The sequence below is a fragment of the Synechococcus sp. R55.4 genome (assembly GCF_047461935.1).
GTDB lineage: Bacteria > Cyanobacteriota > Cyanobacteriia > Thermostichales > Thermostichaceae > Thermostichus.
Window position 1 is genome coordinate 21,397 of record NZ_JANSIF010000004.1, and the last position, 18,138, is coordinate 39,534.

Here is an 18,138-nt window from a genome sequence, read left to right on the forward strand (position 1 = left end):
AAGAGCAGAGGGCAAATCCTGAGGTCCCATTAGACTCATTCTAAGAATGGTTTAGGAGTGTCCAAACGCCTGCCATGGTTGCTCTGACTCTGAATCTATCCCCCCTGACAACCCTGAGCCGAGCAGATTTTATTCGGCTTTGTGCCGCCAATCCTGACCTGAAGCTGGAGCGTACCGCTCAAGGAGAATTGGTTATCATGTCTCCAACCGGCGGGGAAACCGGCCACTGGAATGCCGAAATCACCACAGACTTAACCCTTTGGAATCGGCAATCGGGCCGAGGGAAAAGCTTTGATTCTTCCACCGGATTTTCCTTGCCTTCAGGCAGCGACCGCTCCCCTGATTTGGCCTGGATCCCGATTGAAAAGTGGGAAGCTTTGGATCCCTCAGTCCGTCAAGGATTTTTGCCCCTGTGCCCCGATTTTGTGGTGGAGATCCTCTCGCCCACCGATTCTTGGATCCAAACTCAGGCCAAGATGCAAGAATACATGGACAACGGCTGCCGGCTGGGGTGGCTGCTGGATCCCAAGGCCAAGCGGGTGATGATCTACCGACAAGGGCAAGCGCCGCAATTGGTCGAAGATCCGGAAACCCTATCAGGAGAGGACGTGCTGCCGGGCTTCACCTTGCCCATTCGCAAGATCTGGTCGGCTTGATATGAGTAGCTTTCACGGATTTACGATCCCTGATACAGCTTTTTTCCACACCCTTAACCCAGCCAACTCTGATGGATCTCTTGCATGACAGGGATCCCACGCAATTGCAGAACTCTCCCAACCTTGGAAACAGCTGCAGTAAAAATGTTGAGCGATAGGCCAAAAACAGGCGGAGTCACACTACCATGGCTGCTCTGACTCTGAATCTATCTCCCCTGATAACCCTCAGCCGAGCAGATTTTATCCGGCTTTGTGCCGCCAATCCTGAGCTGAAGCTGGAGCGTACTGCCCAAGGAGAATTGGTCATCATGTCTCCAACCGGTGGGGAAACGGGCAATCTTAACTTTGAAATTGCCGGGGAAGTTTATGTTTGGAATCGGCAATCGGGCCGAGGGAAAAGCTTTGATTCTTCCACCGGATTTTCCTTGCCTTCAGGCAGCGACCGCTCCCCTGATTTGGCCTGGATCCCGATTGAAAAGTGGGAAGCTTTGGATCCCTCAGTCCGTCAAGGATTTTTGCCCCTGTGCCCCGATTTTGTGGTGGAGATCCTCTCGCCCACCGATTCTTGGATCCAAACTCAGGCCAAGATGCAAGAATACATGGACAACGGCTGCCGGCTGGGGTGGCTGCTGGATCCCAAGGTCAAGCGGGTGATGATCTACCGACAAGGGCAAGCGCCGGAATTGGTCGAAGATCCGGAAACCTTATCGGGAGAGGACGTGCTGCCGGGCTTCACCTTGCCCATCCGCAAGATCTGGTCCACCTGACATTCTACGGTCGTTTTATAGTCATTTTAGACAGGAATGAAACATTTCTGTTGTATTGTGTATTGGTTCCTAACTCCCCTCTCCCAAAGGAAGAGGGGCTGGGAGTGGTCGCAGAAGCTGCACGGAATGCTTGAGGAGTGTCTCAATCTAGTTTGGAATGACTATAGTCCTCAGATTGGGGTCTTTCGCGCAATTCTGGCGAGACTGGGATCTTGGCCAGGCTGGATAAGGCCCACCGATGCCTTTTGCACCTGCTGGACTTCCTGCAAAAGCTGCAAGTAAAAAGTCCGTCGTTCCCAATCCAGATCTCGGAGCCCACAGCCCGGCTCTCGATGGTGCAGGCAATCGCGAAACTGACAGGCGCCCAAGCGATCCCTTACTTCGGGGAAGCACCGTATCAACTGCAAAGGATGCACCGGCGGGATCCCTTCGCCAGCATTGAATCCCGGCGAATCGGCGATCCAACCGCCTTCCGGCAAAGGAAACAGCTCCACATGGCGGGTGGTGTGCCGACCATGGCCCAAACGTCTGGAGACGGCCTGAGTGGCCAGCCGAACGTCCGGCAGCAGCCGATTGAGCAAGCTGGATTTGCCCACCCCGGAAGGGCCTGTCACCACCGAGATCTGATCTCGACAGCACTGTTGCAACTGGGGGATCCCAGCTTGGGTGTGGGCACTGACCAACAGAGGCTCATATCTCCACCTCTGCAGACGCTCCACCCAAGTTGTCGCCACTTCTGGATCCACGCAGTCGCATTTGTTCAACACCACCTGAACCCGCAGTTGGCTGGCCTCGGCTTGCACCAGCAGACGACTGAGGGCGTTGGGCTCAGGGTCGGGCTCGGCCAGGGCCACCACCACCAGAACTTGGGTCGCGTTGGCAATAGCAGGTCGAGGCAGCTGAGTGCGCCGCGGCAGGATCGCCTCGATCACCCCCCGCTCCGGCCAGAGGTCGGCGGCAGCAGGCGGCAAGCGCACCTCCACCCAGTCCCCCACCATCACCTGCTGACCCATTTTTTTCAGCTTGGCCCGACTGGTACAGAGAATCTCTGCCGGCGTGGGCTTTTCAACCGGAAACCGAGCCGGGATCTCGGGAAAGAGGACAGCCAAACTTGGATCGATACGCACGCGATAAAAGTTGGCCTGCGCTGCGCGCACCCAGCCGGTACAACTGGATCCCGGATCCCCCTTTCCTTCTGGTTTCACCGGGCTCATGCCGACTCAGGCGTGCCACGACGCACCCAGAGAATGTGATGGCCTTCGGGGGCAGCCGCCTGTCCCTCAATCCGATGCCCGGCCATGGCTAGGCTGTTGGGCACCTGCTCCAGGGGTTCTCCTGCATCCAGCCACAGCTCCAGCAGTTCTCCAGGAGCCATGCGCTCCAGGCGCAGCTTCGCCCGCACGTAGTTGAGTGGGCAAGGGATCCCACGCTGGTCAAGGACAAGCTTGACCTCTTCTGACGAAACAGCCTCTGCAGTCATTCTTCCTCACGCTCCCGGTTGCCGGGCATCTGGGCCAGTCCTCGCAACAACCCACCCAAGAAACCGTCCCGCTTGTTGATGCGTTCTCCGTGCAACTCAGCCAAGCGCATGAGCAATTCCCGCTCTTCCGAGCTGATGCGGGTGGGGATCTCCACCACCAGCGTGATTTGGTGGTCGCCCCGAGACATCGGGTTGCCAATGCGAGGTACCCCCTTACCTTCCAGAGTCAGCACTGTACCCGGCTGGGATCCGGCTGGGATGGTCAGCTCCACCTCTTCCTCCAGGCCGGCTTTCGAGTCCACAGTGGGCACAGAGACTTTGGCCCCCAAAATGGCCTGCAAATAGCTCACCCGCACCTCCGAGAGAATGGTCAGGCCATCTCGCTGGAAGTCGGGATCCGGCTCCACAAACAGGTAGACGTAGAGATCCCCAGGGGGGCCACCGCGCCGACCGGCATCGCCTTCTCCGGAAACCCGCAAACGGGTGCCACTGTCTACACCGGCTGGGATGTTGATGCGCAGTTTCTTCGTGGTTTGGGCCAAGCCCTCGCCGTTGCAGTTGTAGCAGGGCTCTTCCAACACCTGACCGCTGCCACCACAGGTGGGACAAACCGAGACCTGGGTAAAGTTGCCAAACGGCGTGCGGGTTGCCCGCCGCACCTGACCACCGCCCCCGCAGGTGGGGCAAGTTTTCACCTCCGTACCGGGCTTAGCCCCGCTGCCTCCACAGACGTTGCAGACTTCCAAGTGGCTGATGCGAATCTGCTTTTCGCCGCCGAAGATGGCTTCCAGAAACTCCAGTTTTAGGTCAAAGCGCAGATCATCGCCCCGTACCGGCCCCTGGCGACTGCGGGCATAGCTGGCTCCTGCCCCTGCAAAGTTGGTGAAAAAGCTCTCGAAAATGTCGGCAAAGCCACCCATCCCCGCAAAATCCTGGAATCCACTTGCTGCCGCAGCAGCTCCACTCAAACCCGCTTCTCCAAAGCGATCGTAGCGAGCTTTTAGCTCATTATCAGAGAGCACCTCATAGGCACGGTTGATCTCCTTGAAGCGCTCCTCGGCGCCTGGCTCCTTATTGACATCCGGGTGGTACTTACGAGCCAACCGTCGATAGGCGCGCTTGATCTCCTCTTTGGAGCTATCGCGGCTAACCCCCAAGATTTCATAGTAGTCGCGAGCCATAGAAGCGCTTCAGAAGAGGTTAAAGATCAAAACATCAGACACACTTGAGATGCAACTTGTCAGGCAGCACAACCGAAGCAGACCTACAAGGCACCGGAGCTGGGGGAGAGCAAGCAGTTGCCTAGAATCCTCAGCGAGCTCCATAGATCTCGCTACCCATCTCCAGCAGGACAGCCCGCAGTTCTTCCATTGCGTTCCGTAAAGTTGCTAAGTCTACGTTATCATTTGCCAGCAATGCCCTCAATGTGCCCGCCACTTGAGCCCCCCGCTGGATTCGAGCTTCGCTGAGGCGATTGCCATGCTCCTGCAGGGTTTTGTCGTAGTTGTAGAGCAGGCTATCTGACTGGTTGCGGGCTTCCACCAACTGCCGCCGGCGTTGATCTTCTTCGGCATAAGCCTCCGCTTCTCGGCGCATCCGCTCGATCTCGCTGCTGCTCAGGCCACCGTTATTGGTGATCTTGACGCTCTGCTCGATCCCCGTCCCCTTTTCTCGGGCTGAGACTTTCAAGATCCCGTTGGCATCGATGTCAAAAGAAACCTCGATCTGGGGCACCCCACGGGGAGCCGGCGGGATCCCGGTCAGTTGAAAGCGGCCCAAGGTCTTGTTGTCTTTGGCCATGGCCCGCTCTCCCTGCAGGACGTGAATCTCCACCACACTCTGGCCATCGGTGGCAGTGGAGAAAATCTGGGTTTTACTGGTGGGAATGGTGGTGTTGCGCTCGATGATGCGGGTGAAGACTCCCCCCAGCGTTTCCACCCCAATCGAGAGAGGGATCACGTCCAGCAGCAGTAGATCTTTCACTTCTCCACCCACCACGCCTGCCTGGATGGCAGCGCCAAGGGCCACCGCCTCGTCCGGGTTGACGGAGCGATCTGGGTTTTTTTTGAAGATTTGCCGAATTTTCTCCTGGACAGCGGGAATACGAGTAGAGCCGCCCACCAGCAGCACGCGGTCGATGTCTGCAGGGGAGAGGCCAGCATCCCGCAGCGCCTGTTCTGTAGGCTCCACGGTGGCCTCCACCAGATCCCGCACCAACTCCTCAAACTTGCCGCGGGTCAGCTCCACTTCCAGGTGCTTGGGCCCCGAATCGTCGGCGGTGATAAAAGGCAGGTTAATGAGCGTAACCTGGGTGCTGGACAGCTCAATTTTGGCCTTCTCAGCAGCCTCCCGCATCCGCTGCAGGGCCATGCGATCCCGCGAGAGGTCGATCCCTTCCGTCTCCAAAAACTGACGGATGAGCCAATCGACAATTCTTTGGTCGAAATCATCCCCCCCCAGGTGGTTGTTGCCGGCAGTCGCTTGCACCTCAAACACGCCGCTGCCCAGTTGCAGCACCGAGACATCGAAGGTGCCGCCACCCAAATCGAAAACCAGAATGCGTAGGTCTTGATCTTGTTTGTCTAGGCCATAGGCCAGGGCGGCTGCTGTCGGCTCGTTGATGATGCGCAGCACCTCCAGCCCCGCAATGGTGCCCGCATCTTTGGTGGCTTGCCGCTGGGCATCGGTAAAATAAGCGGGAACGGTGATCACGGCTTGGGTCACCGGCTCCCCCAGATAGGCCTCCGCATCGGCCTTCAGCTTTTGCAGGATCATGGCGGAGATCTCCTGCGGAGTGTAGGCGCGATCTTGCACCGCCACTTCCACCATGTTGTCTCGACCGGGGATGACTTTGTAGGGAACCCGCCTCCGCTCATCTTCGGTCTCGGCAAAGGTGCGGCCAATGAAGCGTTTGATGCTGAAGATGGTGTTTTCGGCATTGGTAACCGCCTGGCGCTTGGCCAGTTGGCCCACCAAGCGGGTGTTGTTCTTGGCGAAGCCGACAATGCTAGGGGTGGTGCGCCCTCCCTCGGCGTTGGTGATCACAACGGGCTGACCACCTTCCAAAACCGCCACGCAACTGTTGGTGGTTCCCAGGTCAATCCCGATGACTTTACCCATAGCCCCCTCTCCCCGTGCGCCAAGTCTCAACCCAAGAACGCGATTCCACGAATCTTAAAAGCATTCTGCCCAGAATCCCGCAGAAACCTTCAGACGGTGCTTTCGTCTCCGTAGCTTTACTGTAGCGTTTCTGAGACTGCTCTGGCTCTGTTTGTCAAGGTTCAAGTGAGCAAGTTCGGCTAGGAAGGTTGGGGGTTTTGGGGAGAGGCGGGCGTGTTTTCCGGACCAGCTTCGATGGTGGCTTGGGCTGGGGGGGATGGTTCAGAGCTGGGGCTGCCCGCCGAGACGGCCACCATGGCATGACGGATCACCAAGTCCCCCAACTTGTAACCCGGCTGATATTCGACGGCTACCACATCCTCGGGATAGTCTGGGCTGGGCTGACGGGCTATGGCTTCGTGCAGGTTGGGGTCGAAGGGCTGGCCCACCGATTTCATGCGGGAGACGCCCATCTTCTTCAGGCATTCCACCAGCAGGCGGTAGACGCTCTGGTAGCTGTTGTGCAACTCCCGCTCGCGGTCGGTTTCCAGCTTCAGCTGCTGCTGAGCCCGCTCAAAGCTGTCCACAACAGGCAAGATCTCCAGCACAAATTTCTGCCGTTCTTTTTGGCTGAACTCTTCTTTTTCCCGCTGGGTACGCCGCCGGTAGTTTTCAAAATCGGCGTAGAGGCGCAGGTAGGCGTCTTCTTTCTCTTTGAGTTGCTGGCGGACAACTTCCAACTCGTGCTGGAGCTGCTTGAGAGCTTCACCGGGATCTGGAGAAGGCTCAGCTGCGGTTTCTCCGGAGGAGGTACCGGCTTCTGCTTCGCTATCTTCCAAAATCAGCTTCTCCAGCTCTGCCTCTACGTCGATCTCTTCTTCCTGTAGTTCAGGATAGGTATCTTCTGGGGCCATCGGTTGCTTCTCTTCGGCAGTCATGGGCGATGTCGGCAAGTGTTAGCAATGAGCAGTGACTCGGATATCCCCAGTTTGGCAGTTTCAAAACCGCCGCTGCACTCAGCCAAACCAGGCTCTGTGTTGATCGTATTCTACCGGGTTCTCTTTCAGCCAGTTGAAGTCAATATCTTTTCTTTCCTAGCCGACCAGCAGATGTTCCCGTGGCCGGCCCAGGCAATCGGGGAAGTAGATCTTGGCCAAGTCGGGGATTAGGCGCCAGTTGGGGCTGTAGATGGGTTGAATGGGGGAGTGGGTGTGAATATAGTAGACCAGAAAGTCGCGGATGCTATCGGCTGAGATCCACAGGGTTTGGGCTTCTTGGAACATGCTGTAACCGCCGCCGCCGCCGGCTCGGTAGTGGTTAATGGCCAGGCGAAAGGTCTGTGCTGGTTCCACCGGCTGTCCGCGGAATTGTAAGGTCACCAGGCGCTTTCCTACGGGGCGGGTGAGATCGAAGCAGTAGTCGATGCCGTGGTAGAGGTCGAAGGTGTAGCCGCGGGCTTCGGGGGCCACGACGGCAGCAGGATCGGCGGGAAGGTGATTGGGATCCAACTGGCGAAAATAGCCGGCGGTCTGTTCTAGGGCGCGCCGCAGAATATCTCCGGTGATCTCCAAAACGCAGAGGGTGTTGTCGTAGACGGTGAGGCTGTAGGCATCTTGCAGGGAGATGGGGCCTGCCGACAGGCCGGCGCTGCTGCAGATGTTGACCAGGGAGAGCTCTGCCGGGAATCCTGCCTCCCGCACTGCTTGCAATTGGGCCTGGTGGAGCAGCTCTGCCAGAGGGTTGGCCCCCAGACGGGCTGCCAGACCGCCGCTATAGGCAGAACGGGCTTGGCCAATGGGCTGACGGATGTAGCGCAGGGTGGCTTGATGATAGGGCTCTGTCAAGGCCAAGAGTTCGGGATCGGGAGGGATCCCTTCGGCGGAGAGGAGCTGTGCGCTTTTGCTGATGATTTGCCAGCGGCTGCCCTGGCGCTCCAGCTCCAGGGATACCTGGGAGAGGTGGCTGCCCCAATAGCCGGGCTGAACTACCAGAGCTTGGGATCCCCCCAAACCGGCAATGGTCTGGTGGGTATGGCCGGAGAGGATGACGTCAATGCCGTCCAGTTCGGCCAGGGCCAACAGTTCGTTTTCCCCTGCCAGGCTTTTGTTGCTGCACCAGCCGGAGCGATCCGGGTTGTGCCAATGCTCAGGGGTGCGCAGGGGGGGCAATTGGTTGGGGCCGCTGTGCAGGATCAAGATCAAAACATCCACCTGAGGTCGCAGCAGCGATAGGTAGTGGCGGGCGGTCTCCAACAAGGGGGCAAAGCGCAGCCCCGCAATGTAGTCGGGTCGCTCCCAGGTGTCGATGCGGGGGGTGGTCAGCCCTAGCAAGCCAACGCGAACCCCGGCCAATTCCCGGATCAGGTAGGGCTGGAAGAGGGGATCCCCATTCTGGCGGAGGATGTTGGCGCAGAGCACCGGACAGCGGAGATCGCCGATAAAATCCTGGAGAACTTGCAGCCCAAAGTTAAAGTCGTGGTTGCCGGGGGTAAAGGCGTCGTAGCCCAAGGCGTTGAGAGCATGAGCCAAGGGGTGAGGGGAGACACGCTCCACTTGCGCATAGTAGCTGCCTAAAGGGGATCCCTGAATGGTGTCGCCGCTGTCGATGAGCAGGACGGGATCCTCACTGGCTGCTCGCACGCGCTTGATGAGGGTGGCCAGCTTGGCTAAACCGTGCTCCGCAGGGATCCCGGTGAAGTAGTTCCAGGGATGTAGATTGGCATGGAGATCCGAAGTGTGGAGAATTGTTAACCGCATTCTCATATCATAGCCAAAGTCAAAGCCCAACCCAAACTCGTCAGCCCAGCAAGAACAGCACCTGCACACAGCCCACCAAAAAGCCGAGGAGGCCGCCTAAGTTGACGATGGCCTGGAGTTCTTGGCGCACAATCTGCTGGATGGCCTGCTCCAGGTCGGCAGGGGAGGTGGCGTTGACTTTATCGGCAATGACCTGATCCAGGTTCAACACCGGGATCACCTGCATCATCAGGGATTCGAGATCTCGTTCTAGGTAGCGCTCCAAGACCAAAGCCAGGTCGGCGCTGATCTGGTCGATGGAGGTGATCAACGCCTTGGAGTTGCGCAGGCGTCCCAACACCAGGCTGGCCACTTTTTCCCAATCGATGGTCTCCCCCAGCCCTTTGATAACCTCTGGCCCTTGGCTGCGCAGGTAATCTTGGATCCCGTCGCGGAGGGCACGGCGCAACTGACGCACGGCGGAAACCGGCAGGTTTTGCAGCGAGAGGTTCTGCAGGATCTCGGTCAGGCGGCGGGAGGCGTTGATGTCTTTGAGCAGATCTTCCAAGATGGCTTCTGCCCCTTCCGGCTCTTCTAGACAATAGGTGCGCAGGCGCAACAGGGCATTTTTCAGGCCGAACAAGTTGGCCACCACCCAGTAGGAGCCGGTCGCTCGTTCACGAAACTCCTCGTCAAGGGATTCGATGTTGCGATCGGTGAGAAAGTCCACCAAGTTCTGCCGCAACACCTTTGGGGGCAGCGCCTGCTTCAGGATCCACTCCGAGAGCTGCTTAGCCTGCTCGGCACTGAGACGCAGCTCCAGCAACACTTGGTCGAACAGTTGGTTAATGGGCCCTTCCAAAAAGGTTTCTTGGCGGGCCAGCACCTTCACCAGGCGGGGCAACGACTCGTTAAACAGGTCGGCTAAAATGCGCGCCAACACCTGAGCAGTTTGCTGCTGTTGCTCAGGGTTTTGCAGCCGATCCAGGGCTACCCCCAGCAGCCAGCGGATCCCTGCTTGCATGCGCTCGGTTTGCAGCAGCTTACGGGCCAGATTGTGCAGTTCCTCCGGCGTGAGCAGGGATCCCATGATGGTCTTGGCGATCTGCTTGGCCAGACGGGGTTGGTTCTGCGGGATCAAACCGGGGGTGAAGGGGATGCGCCAGCCGAAAACCCGATAGGGGCGGTAGGGCCGGAACAGCATTTTGATGGCAATGTCGTTGGTGAAATAGCCGATCACCAGCCCGGCCAGCGGGGGCACAACGTAGATCCAGAAGGCCATGGAACCAATGGAGGGGGCTCTCTTCTACTCTACCGAGCTGCCCCGAGTCACTTCAGCCAGCCACAGGGCAAAAGAGGGTTGACCAGTTATTGGATGATCAGGCTATCGGTCAGTTCCAGCTCCACCAACGTATTGGGCTGTAGCGTCACCACCCGGTCGATATTGGTACTGCCTGCCGCAGCGCCGGCCAAGCTGCCGGCCAAGATCGGCAAAAAGCCCCATCCCCCCGTGAGAATTCCCAAGGCCAACCCACCTGCTGCCCCATAGCCTGCCCCGCGGGCTACAGTTGTGCCGACATCGGCGTTGCGATCCAACCCGACTGGTAGCGGCGCAGATTGGCCTCTCACCAAGTAGGTGGAAGACCCAATGGTGAGGCGGTTGGCCACAAAGCGGCTGCCGACGACCCGCTCTTGGGGATCGGCGCTCTCCGCCTCCCGGCCAGACAACTTCAGTTCTCGGTAAACCGGCTCAAAAGTGCCCCACACTACACTCCCTGCCGGGATCACCACCTGGCCAAAGCGATCCACCACCGGCTCGGAGACTTCCAGGTGGCCGTTAATGGCCTGGTAGGGCTGGAAAGTGATGGGGCGGTAGACCGTGAGGAGAATACGGGTGCCGGCAGGCAGCTCGCCCCGCGTGGCTCCGGAGAGATCCCCACCTGGGCTGAGGTCGGGCCGACGTTGATAGGAATAGGCCTCGCCTTGGGGGAGTTGTCCACCTGGGGCCGCTTGAACGGGCACCACCGGGATCGGATCCAAGGCCGGAGCTGTGGGATCCAGCGGCATTTGCGGCACCTGAGGTACCGGTGGCAGGGCCGTGGCAGAGCCGGGGGAGGGCGGAGGGCTCAGCAAGGGCAGGGTAGGGACGGGATCCCCCCTGGGGGGCACCGGCTGAGGGGTGAACTCGAACTGCTGAGCAGCAACCGGGGTAACGGCACCGGCTATCAACACCCCCCAAAAGGAACTCCTCTGCAACAAATGCAGGAACGGCTGCAAGGTTGAGCTCATGGATCCCATCCGGTCACAACTGGCAGTAGCTTAACATCCTGACCAGCTCATGCCCACTAGATTTAGTAGGTATTAAGGGATCGGAAGCTCTTAAAACACTATTGAGCCTGTTCGGGGTCTGGATCGAGTTTTCCCTAGGGGCTGGGGGAAGGAGAAGGAGTCGGTCCGCCGGGATCCCCTGGCTGGGGGGCTGGGGATTCTGGCTTAGGAGACTCTGTAGCCTCACTCTCCTGAGCCTCGGGGCTGGACTCCGGCTTGGGTTCTGCAGGAGACCGTCCTTCTGGAGAAGGAGAAGGTGAAGGCTCTCCGCCAGGCTGTGGAGTGGGAGTGGGTGTAGCTTCCGGCGTGGGGGTCGGTGTGGGTGGCGTGGGGGTGAGTGTTGGGGCGGGCGTAGGTGTCGGGGTTGGTGTTGAAGTCAGCGTGGGTGTAGCTTCCGGCGTGGGTGTGGGAGTAGGCGTAGCTACCGGTGTTGGGGTTGGCGTTGGGGTCAGAGCTGGAGTCGGCGTTGGGGTCGGTGTGGGCGTGGCTGTCGGTGTTGGTGTCGGGGTTGGTGCGGGTGTTGGAGTTGGTGTGGGAGTGGGCTGGGCGGCCTGCACCTGGAAAGACCACTGCTGGATGATGGTGTTGCCGCTGGTATCGGCAATTTGGACGGCGATCAAGGTCGGTCGATCGGTGGGCAGCGGCTCGGCTGGGGTGTAGGCGAAGCCGGTGCGGGTGAGCTGGGCTTGGGCGGTGACATCCACATTGTTCACCAGCAAGGTAAAGCTATTCAGGTCAATTCCCTGGTCGTCCTGGAAACGGGCTGAGATGGAGGGGCGAGGGTTGTCTGTTAGGGATCCGTTGGGAGGGGCCAGTTCGCTGATGGTGGGGAAGGTGGTGTCGGTCACCCGCCCGATGGTGATGGTCTTATCCGGCAGCTGCACCAGGGTCACCAGTCCATCCCGCTCCAGGCGGGCAAAAACAGGCGCTTCTGAGGCTCGGTCTTGGCTGCGGAAGGTGTAGCTGCCCTCGTATTGCCCTGGGCGGGTTTCCTGCAGTGGCAGGTTGTAGGCAATGCCGGGGATGGAAAACGATCCCTGCGCCCCTGGGGATCCCAGCAAAAACACGGTAATCGTATCTCCTGGGTTTACGGATCCCAGCTCTTCGCGGGCGAAGAAGGTTCTCACTTCTGGGGCGGCGGGCAGCGTTTCTACCAGAGGCTCAATGGGAATGTCCGGCGTGGCCAGGGGTTCGGGCGTAGGAGTGACCTGGGCAAGGAGCTCGGTACGGATCCCAGGGCCGGGAATGGCAGCCCCCACCGGCGGATCCAAATTGGGCACCCGGCCCACCTTGGCCAGCGCTTGGTAGGTAAGAGCAGCCACTTCCCCCCGCGTGGCCACCGCCTGGGCATTCAATTGGGTGGGGTTGGGGTAGAGCACCAACAGCCCTTCCTGAACCGCTGTCGCGATGGGGGCGCGGGCAAAGTTGGGAACCAAATTGGCATCGCCGAACGCGGATAGGATCGCGTCAATTTGGCCGGCATCTTCGATGAGCCTGCCGTTGGTGGCTGCACGGGTTAGGACGGTGATGGCCTGTGCACGGGTGAGCACATCGTTGGGACGAAAGGTGCCGTCCGGAAAGCCGGAAACAAACCCTGCCGCTGCCGCCGCGCCGATGGAGGGAGCCGCCCAACTGGGAATCGGATCGGCAAAGGAGCGCACAGGAACGTTGGTATCTAGGCCAAAAGCCTTGGTGACAATAACGGCAAATTGGGCACGGGTGATGGATTCATTGGGACGAAAGGTGCCATCCGGGAAGCCACCGATGATCTGTCGTTCATTCAACCCGGCAATGTACTGGGCACCCCAATAGGTGCTGATATCGGACAGTTGGGCCCAAGCGGGATCCCCAAGCCAGGCCAAGCTGCTGCAACTGATCACCAAAGCCGCAGTCTTCCAACCCTGCCAAAGGGAAAGCTTACGCATCGTTCACACCTCAGGTTCTTGGTACAGGATTCAGGTCTCGGATCCCCACTCTTGGCTGGGAGAGGCCATAGAAACTGGCCGGACAGAAGTGTAGGATGAGGATATCCAAACCGCACATCCAGACGAGGAAACCTTCTGAAAAGTTCTGTCTGGCCACCGGTTTCGCCAACCTTTCAGGGGGCAGGATTGGGGTAGCGCTGGTGCACCGCCTCGATCTCCGCCAGGAGCTGCGGGGACAGTTCCACATCCAGGCAACTGAGGTTCTCTTTGAGTTGGGTCAGGCTGGTGGCCCCGATGATGGTGCTGGTGACAAACCAGCGGCTGCGCACAAAGGCCAAAGCCAACTGGGCCGGTGTCAGACCGTGCCGGCGGGCAATTTGCACATAGGCGGCCACCGCTTCTTCCACATTGGGCTTGCGGTACCGCTGGCCAAAGCCTTCAAACAAGGCCAAACGGGATCCCGGCGGCTTCACCCCCCCCAGATATTTGCCCGTCAGCAGCCCAAATCCGAGCGGGCTGTAGGCCAGCAAGCCCACCTGCTCGTGGCGGCAGACTTCCGCCAGGCCCATTTCAAACGTGCGGTTGATGAGGCTGTAGGCATTCTGAATCGAGACCACCTTGGGCAACCCCAGTTGCTCGGCCACGTGGCAGAACTCGCATACTCCCCAAGGGGTTTCGTTGCTCAGGCCGATGTAGCGAATGAGACCCTCTTGCACCAATTCCGCCAGAGCCTGCAACTGCTCGGCAATGGGAACGGTGGGCCGCTCCTGGCTGGGATCGTAGGCAACGCCCCCAAACAGAGGCACATAGCGATCCGGCCAGTGGATCTGGTAGAGGTCGATGTAGTCGGTCTTCAGGCGTTTGAGGCTACCGGCCACCGCCTGCTTGAGGTTGTCGCGGGTAATGGACAGGGATCCGCCGCGAATCCAATGCCAGGGCCGACCAGGGCCGGTGATCTTGGTGGCCAGGATCAGGCGATGCCGCGGTTGGTGTTGCAGCCACTCGCCGATGTAGCGCTCGGTGGATCCCTGGGTTTCCGCCCGCGCCGGCACCGGGTACATCTCGGCAGTATCGATGAAGTTGATCCCGTGCTCCACCGCGTAGTCGAGCTGTTCGAAAGCCTCAGACAAGGTATTCTGCTGCCCAAAGGTCATGGTGCCCAGGCAGATCTCGGAAACTTGCAAAGGGCTGTGGCCAAGCTGGCGGTAGCGCATGGGGAATCTCCATCTAGACAGCGCGCCAGTCCCCATTGTGCCCAAAACCTGTCGGCCTACGGGATCCCCCGCTCTGCCCCCCTCCTACCTCGGTGCGGATCCCAGCAGAGGAACGTACTCGCGGTAGAGCTGACCCAAAATTTCCAGACCAATGCGGGTGCGGTTATCGGGGGGGCGAGCCTCAATGGCCGCCTTGACTTGCAAAATCGTGCCCACCGGATAGGGGGAGCGCAGCTCCTCCCGCTTGCCCAAAAACACATCCGTAAAGTAGTCGATCAGCCGCTTGACTTCTCCCACGTCCTTGCGGGAAATGTCCATATCCAAAACGGTGGTCAACTTGGCCCGCATAGCCTGAAAACTTTGCTGGCCGGTGTTGAGGGCCACCCGCTTGGCCAGGCTATCCACCACAATTTGGGTGATCTTCTCCACATTTTGGGTGACGATTTCTCGGTGGCGGGCGGCAAAGCGCAACTGAACCTCATCCAGAAATCGTTCTCGTTCCAGAATCTGGATGCCCTGTTGCTCCAAATCCACCCCATAGCTTTGCAACTGCTTGTACTGATTCAAAACCCATTGGTTGTAGAAGGAATCCGCCAAAACTCGCCAATAGCCGATGAGGGTGGCCTCGGCAAAGGGAACGCTGACCAAATAAGCTTCGCTGGTGATGTGGCGCAAATGCTCTGTCAGCTTGTCTCGCTCCTTCTCATCCAAGTAGGAGGTGCGCGGCACCCAAACTGCCCCGTACTCGCTTTTCACCTCTCCAGGCAGGGATCCGAAGAGGGTGTCAAAAAACTGATGAATGCTGAAGAGGAGAAACTTTCCCGGATCCTGAAGGCGGTTGAGCAGTTCCTGTTTTTTCTCCTCCTGATATTGGGCCACCAATTGCTGGGCCTCGGCGATCTGGCCGCGGGCCACCTCCACATCTTGCCGCAGCTTTTCAATCTCCTCCGAGCTCACCATCTCAACACCAGTAGGCTCCCGTTCCCCGCTGAAATAGCTGCCCCCCAGCCCGCTGCCCCCAATGCCCACCAGGGGAGCGTCGCTGTCGTTGTCCAGGGTTAGAAGGCGAGCAAGAGCCTGGAGTCGAGCCTGCCGATTGGAGGAGCGCAGGGATCCCAGCTCCACCGGATCCCCACTTTCCCAACCGTCCAACCCACCAATGCGGTAGAGCGTGTAAAAATACTTGCTGAGTAGAAGCGCCAGCAGATGCCTGTTCTTGACCTCGTTGTACTCTAAGTAGGCCCGCAGACACAGTTGGAAAGCGATGTTGGGCAAGCTGCGGCACACCCTCATAATCTGGGTGTAGACCCTCTGCAGGTGAGGCCGAAAGCTGCGTGGGATCGCCTCGGGCCGTAGGCCGCGCAACAAGAACTCCTGCTGGCGCAGATCTTGAGGGGTAAAGTAAAAACTTTCTTGCCAAAGCAGCTCATCCAAGTCACGGGCAAAAATCGGTTTCAAATGGTCGATGATTTGCACCACAACCGACTCGGTGAAGACCGGTATAATCTTTTCGATGTGAAGCTGATCGTAAACGGAGCGCAGCCGCTCGCTGCGGAAGTCTTCGATGGAGATCAGCCCCTTCATGGTTCCGATCCGACCATCGCTCAGCAGGAACTTATAGACCACTTCGGCAGTGGCCCCTGGGGAGAGAACAAGAGTTCCCGTCAAGTCAGGGCAGATTTGCAGGGGGCGTAGCAGGCGGCTGGTTTCACTGACGCTGAAGCAACTCCAAGCTGCCGGGTTTAACACCACCGACGATAGGGAGGCCAACAATTGCTTCTCGTCCAAGTCCTCCAGCCGAATTTCTCCCCTGTGAGCTTCGCTAGGTCCCGGAGGCAAGCTCGCCCGCGAATCCTGAACGGCGGAAGGGGATAAGGATGGGGGAGATGTGCTCATGCGGTAAAGGCTATTGAATCTTAACGTTCACTCTAAGTCGGCGAAGGATGGATGAGTGTGATCTGTATCTCTGTATCCAATGAAAGTCTCTCAAGAAGAATCTGCCCAGAATCTGCCTCGAATTGTCTCCCGCCACCAGTATCTGGAAACGGTTAGCTTTTGGGTAGCGTGCAACCACGGTTTTGAGGATCCACAAATCGATACGCACCTTCAGCTCCGATGGATGAAGCTGTTGAGGCCTTCCCCGTTGTCGTGAACTGCTTGCCGAGCCGGTTTTCCTGCTGCAACCCCTAAGCTAGGATGAGAGGTCTGCCTATCGGTATGGGATATCGGGCTGGAGTTGGGTTTGAATGCGTTTTGACTTTGGGATTGGGGTGCAGCGGTCATGACGACCATTTTGATTGTTGACGACGATCCGACGATTCGGCTGGTGTTGAAGCGATCCCTGGAACGACAGGGCTACACCGTGGAGATGGCCAGCAACGGTTCCGAGGGGCTGGAGCAAGCCCACCTGCTGGTGCCGGGGCTGATCATCTGTGACTGGATGATGCCGGACATGGATGGACTAGAGGTTTGCCGACGCATCAAAGCCGATCCCAAGTTTTCCACGACGTTTTTTATTTTGCTCACCGCCCGCACTGAGGTGGAAGACCGCATCCAGGGCCTGGATGCCGGAGCAGATGAATTTCTAAGCAAACCCATCGACCCCAATGAGTTGCGGGCACGTGTGCGAGCCGGATTACGCTTACACCAGCTCAGCTATGACCTGCAGCAGCAAACGGCCAGGTTACGGGCAGAATTGGCAGAGGCGGCCAGCTATGTGCGTTCCCTCCTGCCGGAGCCGGCCTATTTTCCCGACTGCAAAGTGACCCTCGAGTGGCGCTTTTTACCCTCCCAGGAATTGGGGGGAGATTCGTTTAACTATCATTGGCTGGATGAGGAACACCTGGCCATCTATCTGCTGGATGTGTCGGGGCATGGGGTGGGATCCGCTCTGTTGTCGGTGTCGGTGATGAACCAGTTGCGCACTCAAGGCTTGGCCGATGCCGATCCCCGCCAGCCGGACGCGGTCTTGCGCGCCCTCAACCACTCTTTTCAAATGGGATCCCACCATGAGATGTACTTCACCCTTTGGTATGGGGTTTATCAGCCGGGATCCCGTCTGCTCTCTTTTGCCAGTGCCGGCCACCCACCTGCCCTGCTCATCCAGGGTCAGGATTCGCTCCTGCTGAAGACTGCCAACTTGCCCATTGGCATTTTGCCCGACCTCACTTTTCAAAGGGATCAGGTGCAGATCCCCGAGAACAGCCATCTCTACCTGTTCAGTGATGGAGTTTACGAAGTCATAAACCCGCAGAGAGAACTCTGGGGGCTGGACAATTTGATAGCCCTGCTGAGCAAGGGCGCTGGCAATAGTTTGGATCAGGTGATCCATCAGGCCCAATCCTTTCAGGGGCGGACGGACTTTGAGGATGATTTCTCCCTGCTCCGGATCAGCTTTGGTTAGAGGTGAGTTATGGCTATTGCAAGCTGCTTTGAGGCGATCCCTTGAGGATTCCCGTTTGCGACAGCTCCAGCCCCTTTCCCAAAGGAAGAGAGGAGCCGGGAATCGAGGCGATGCCCAGCGCGACCGGAAATGACCCTCTTGGCTCAAGGGGACTCTGTCCTGCTGTCGCGATCAGCCATCCGGCCCCTGGAGTTGCTCCCACTGAGCGGGGGTAAAGGTGCGCAGGGCCAAAGCATGTAGGCGGCCATCCTGCAGGTAGGCTTTCAGGGCCTCATTCACCAGCCGGTGCTGTTTGATCAGGGGCAAGCCCTGGAATTGTTCCGCCACCACAATGGCCTGGAAATGGTGGCCATCGCCGACCGTGTCTTCCACCTGTACTCTCGCACCGGGCAGGGCGGCCCGTACCAACGCCTCAATTTCTCGTGGATCCATGCGCTGTTGTCCCCGTGGTCTCACTGTGTCCAAGCTCAAGATCCCGCCTCGGATCTCGACCTGCTCATCCATTGTGCTCCGCACCGCTATCGCGTCCAC

15 protein-coding genes are annotated in these 18,138 nt (G+C 58.7%); 3 read left to right on the plus strand and 12 right to left on the minus strand.

Translation table 11 applies throughout. The annotated features are described in order from the left end of the window. The first annotated feature begins 74 nt into the window (after positions 1 to 74). Positions 75 to 656, plus strand: coding sequence for a Uma2 family endonuclease (locus NW842_RS01550; protein WP_414417340.1), 582 nt, complete (start codon positions 75 to 77; stop codon positions 654 to 656). Between the two features lie 185 nt (positions 657 to 841). After that, positions 842 to 1,423: a Uma2 family endonuclease gene (locus NW842_RS01555; protein WP_414417341.1), complete on the plus strand. Its 582-nt coding sequence runs from the start codon at positions 842 to 844 to the stop codon at positions 1,421 to 1,423. A 170-nt stretch (positions 1,424 to 1,593) separates the two neighbouring features. Here the strand turns inward: NW842_RS01555 and rsgA are convergent, their stop codons facing one another. The 11 genes from rsgA to NW842_RS01610 form a co-directional block, all read right to left on the minus strand. Further along, a complete protein-coding gene (gene rsgA / locus NW842_RS01560; protein ID WP_414417342.1) occupies positions 1,594 to 2,637 on the minus strand; it encodes a ribosome small subunit-dependent GTPase A in 1,044 nt (347 codons plus the stop codon). After that, positions 2,634 to 2,903 carry a sulfurtransferase TusA family protein gene (locus NW842_RS01565; RefSeq protein ID WP_414417343.1) on the minus strand — a complete coding sequence of 90 codons (270 nt, stop codon included), beginning with the start codon at positions 2,901 to 2,903 and terminating at the stop codon, positions 2,634 to 2,636. Before NW842_RS01565 ends, rsgA begins: the two co-directional genes overlap by 4 nt. After that, complete coding sequence (dnaJ, locus tag NW842_RS01570) at positions 2,900 to 4,084, minus strand: molecular chaperone DnaJ (protein WP_414329167.1); 1,185 nt, start codon at positions 4,082 to 4,084, stop codon at positions 2,900 to 2,902. Before dnaJ ends, NW842_RS01565 begins: the two co-directional genes overlap by 4 nt. Positions 4,085 to 4,214: 130 nt before the next feature. Then, positions 4,215 to 6,023, minus strand: coding sequence for a molecular chaperone DnaK (gene dnaK, locus NW842_RS01575; RefSeq protein WP_414329166.1), 1,809 nt, complete (start codon positions 6,021 to 6,023; stop codon positions 4,215 to 4,217). 179 nt (positions 6,024 to 6,202) lie between these two features. After that, the gene (grpE, locus tag NW842_RS01580; RefSeq protein WP_414349859.1) at positions 6,203 to 6,955 is read right to left on the minus strand and encodes a nucleotide exchange factor GrpE; all 753 of its coding nucleotides are present in this window, start codon (positions 6,953 to 6,955) and stop codon (positions 6,203 to 6,205) included. A gap of 141 nt (positions 6,956 to 7,096) precedes the next feature. Beyond that, the gene (locus NW842_RS01585) at positions 7,097 to 8,758 is read right to left on the minus strand and encodes a bifunctional metallophosphatase/5'-nucleotidase (protein ID WP_414374086.1); all 1,662 of its coding nucleotides are present in this window, start codon (positions 8,756 to 8,758) and stop codon (positions 7,097 to 7,099) included. A gap of 40 nt (positions 8,759 to 8,798) precedes the next feature. Continuing rightward, positions 8,799 to 10,019 (minus strand): DUF445 domain-containing protein, encoded by a 1,221-nt coding sequence (locus NW842_RS01590; protein WP_414374087.1) that lies wholly within the window; start codon positions 10,017 to 10,019, stop codon positions 8,799 to 8,801. An 86-nt stretch (positions 10,020 to 10,105) separates the two neighbouring features. Beyond that, on the minus strand, positions 10,106 to 11,026 hold the full coding sequence (locus tag NW842_RS01595) for a hypothetical protein (protein ID WP_414417344.1): 921 nt from the start codon (positions 11,024 to 11,026) through the stop codon (positions 10,106 to 10,108). Positions 11,027 to 11,160: 134 nt separating this feature from the next. Then, positions 11,161 to 12,990 (minus strand): S-layer homology domain-containing protein, encoded by a 1,830-nt coding sequence (locus NW842_RS01600; RefSeq protein ID WP_414417345.1) that lies wholly within the window; start codon positions 12,988 to 12,990, stop codon positions 11,161 to 11,163. Positions 12,991 to 13,163: 173 nt separating this feature from the next. Continuing rightward, positions 13,164 to 14,204 (minus strand): NADP(H)-dependent aldo-keto reductase, encoded by a 1,041-nt coding sequence (locus NW842_RS01605; protein WP_414417346.1) that lies wholly within the window; start codon positions 14,202 to 14,204, stop codon positions 13,164 to 13,166. 84 nt (positions 14,205 to 14,288) lie between these two features. Next, positions 14,289 to 16,043, minus strand: coding sequence for a hypothetical protein (locus NW842_RS01610; RefSeq protein WP_414417347.1), 1,755 nt, complete (start codon positions 16,041 to 16,043; stop codon positions 14,289 to 14,291). A gap of 442 nt (positions 16,044 to 16,485) precedes the next feature. Between NW842_RS01610 and NW842_RS01615 the strand changes: the two genes are divergently transcribed. Beyond that, the gene (locus NW842_RS01615) at positions 16,486 to 17,607 is read left to right on the plus strand and encodes a PP2C family protein-serine/threonine phosphatase (RefSeq protein WP_414417348.1); all 1,122 of its coding nucleotides are present in this window, start codon (positions 16,486 to 16,488) and stop codon (positions 17,605 to 17,607) included. A gap of 171 nt (positions 17,608 to 17,778) precedes the next feature. Here the strand turns inward: NW842_RS01615 and NW842_RS01620 are convergent, their stop codons facing one another. After that, positions 17,779 to 18,123: a BolA family protein gene (locus NW842_RS01620; protein WP_414417349.1), complete on the minus strand. Its 345-nt coding sequence runs from the start codon at positions 18,121 to 18,123 to the stop codon at positions 17,779 to 17,781. Positions 18,124 to 18,138 lie beyond the last annotated feature (15 nt).

Bases quoted from the DNA above. Each gene is read 5' to 3' on its own strand.
- NW842_RS01600 (WP_414417345.1), bottom strand. From the start codon at position 12,990: ATGCGTAAGCTTTCCCTTTGGCAGGGTTGGAAGACTGCGGCTTTGGTG.
- NW842_RS01550 (WP_414417340.1), top strand. From the start codon at position 75: ATGGTTGCTCTGACTCTGAATCTATCCCCCCTGACAACCCTGAGCCGA.
- dnaJ (WP_414329167.1), bottom strand. From the start codon at position 4,084: ATGGCTCGCGACTACTATGAAATCTTGGGGGTTAGCCGCGATAGCTCC.
- NW842_RS01565 (WP_414417343.1), bottom strand. From the start codon at position 2,903: ATGACTGCAGAGGCTGTTTCGTCAGAAGAGGTCAAGCTTGTCCTTGAC.
- rsgA (WP_414417342.1), bottom strand. From the start codon at position 2,637: ATGAGCCCGGTGAAACCAGAAGGAAAGGGGGATCCGGGATCCAGTTGT.
- dnaK (WP_414329166.1), bottom strand. From the start codon at position 6,023: ATGGGTAAAGTCATCGGGATTGACCTGGGAACCACCAACAGTTGCGTG.
- NW842_RS01615 (WP_414417348.1), top strand. From the start codon at position 16,486: ATGACGACCATTTTGATTGTTGACGACGATCCGACGATTCGGCTGGTG.
- NW842_RS01605 (WP_414417346.1), bottom strand. From the start codon at position 14,204: ATGCGCTACCGCCAGCTTGGCCACAGCCCTTTGCAAGTTTCCGAGATC.
- NW842_RS01595 (WP_414417344.1), bottom strand. From the start codon at position 11,026: ATGAGCTCAACCTTGCAGCCGTTCCTGCATTTGTTGCAGAGGAGTTCC.
- NW842_RS01590 (WP_414374087.1), bottom strand. From the start codon at position 10,019: ATGGCCTTCTGGATCTACGTTGTGCCCCCGCTGGCCGGGCTGGTGATC.
- NW842_RS01555 (WP_414417341.1), top strand. From the start codon at position 842: ATGGCTGCTCTGACTCTGAATCTATCTCCCCTGATAACCCTCAGCCGA.
- NW842_RS01585 (WP_414374086.1), bottom strand. From the start codon at position 8,758: ATGCGGTTAACAATTCTCCACACTTCGGATCTCCATGCCAATCTACAT.